Origin of the sequence: Roseimaritima sediminicola, from assembly GCF_009618275.1 — a bacterium.
Classification (GTDB): Bacteria; Planctomycetota; Planctomycetia; order Pirellulales; family Pirellulaceae; genus Roseimaritima; species Roseimaritima sediminicola.
Genome location: NZ_WIAD01000125.1, coordinates 1 through 1317, shown reverse-complemented (window position 1 = coordinate 1317; position 1317 = coordinate 1). Strand labels below are relative to the sequence as shown.

1 protein-coding gene is annotated in these 1317 nt (G+C 55.6%); it reads left to right on the top strand.

Annotated features, from left to right (window positions below; all coding sequences use genetic code 11):
- Positions 1 to 1026 (top strand): IS110 family RNA-guided transposase (locus GE027_RS22550; RefSeq protein ID WP_237607742.1); only part of this gene is annotated, 1026 nt, incomplete at its 5' end.
- Between the last annotated feature and the right edge of the window lie 291 nt (positions 1027 to 1317).

The following is a 1317-nucleotide window of genomic DNA, read 5'->3' as shown; positions in this document are numbered from 1 at the left end:
CCCGAACCGTCGCCTGATCGGCCCATTGTGGTCAGATCGTATTCACTAGGATGGGACTTTACATTGAAAACGACTTATTCCCGTACGATTGGGATCGATGTTGCTTCCGACAAGTTGGACATCAGCGATTCCCTGAACAAGCTCGCCCCGACGGTGCCAAACACTGTCGCGGCGGTGGCCAGTAGCATTGTTGCGAAGATCAAGTCGCCTGCGGACACGCTTGTCATCTGCGAAGCGACCGGCGGCTACGAACATGTGCTCGTCGATGCCATGCATCAAGCTGATATCGCCGTCAGTGTCGTCAATCCTCGCCCGGTCCGGGACTTTGCCAAAGCCCATGGGTGGCTGGAGAAAAGCGACACGATCGACGCTTGGATGATTCGTCGCTTTGGTGAGATCATCGACATTCATCTGACTCCTAAGCGAACAGCCGAAGAGAAGCAACATCAAGCCTTGGTGCGTCGGCGTTGCCAGCTGATCAGCCTGCTTGGCGCGGAACAAAACCGCCTTGCTCAGACGCAGGATTCGTTTGCTCGGGAGATGATCGAGGAGACGATTTCGCACCTAAAAACCCAGCTAAAAACAATTGACGAGCGTTTAGAGAGTCTGCTGAAAGAGCTCGCTGAAAGTGAGCCCAAAGTGGACCTTTTACAGAGTGTTCCGGGGGTCGGTCCGGTTACCACTTCGACTCTTTTAGCTGAGTTGCCGGAGTTGGGGTCGCTCAACCGGGAGGCGATCGCGAAGCTCGTCGGGGTGGCACCGATCGTCAAACAATCGGGTAAAACGAACCACCAAAGGCGCATTCGCGGAGGACGTTCGCAGGTCCGCTGCGTGCTGTACATGGCAGCGCTTTCAGCGGCGATCCACAACCCTGCAATCAAGCATTTTTATCAGCGTCTGTTGGCCCGCGGGAAACCCAAGAAAGTGGCGCAGATAGCTTCGATGCGCAAGCTGTTGACGATTCTCAACGACATGGTTCGTAACGGCGAGCCGTGGCGGGAGGCGGAGCTGAGCCTATCGAAGTAAAAGAGGCGACCACAGCACCGTCGCTAAACTAGGACCATGGCCGCCTCGCGTGCTCGACACATCATTGACGCGTCGGCGACTGGGTTATCCCTCACGAGGTTGCATCTCTGCAGAGCCTCGATCTGTTTCACCCAGTGGGTGCAGCTTAATGCTGCGCGGTGAGCTTGTACACTCATTGAACGGAGGCGTCATGCCTAAAAAAATCTCGGGGGTTTGGGGGCTGGCCCCCAGCAGTCCTTGGCTGCGGGATCAAAAAATCCAAGATTTTTGATCTGCCCTATTGCCCAAAAT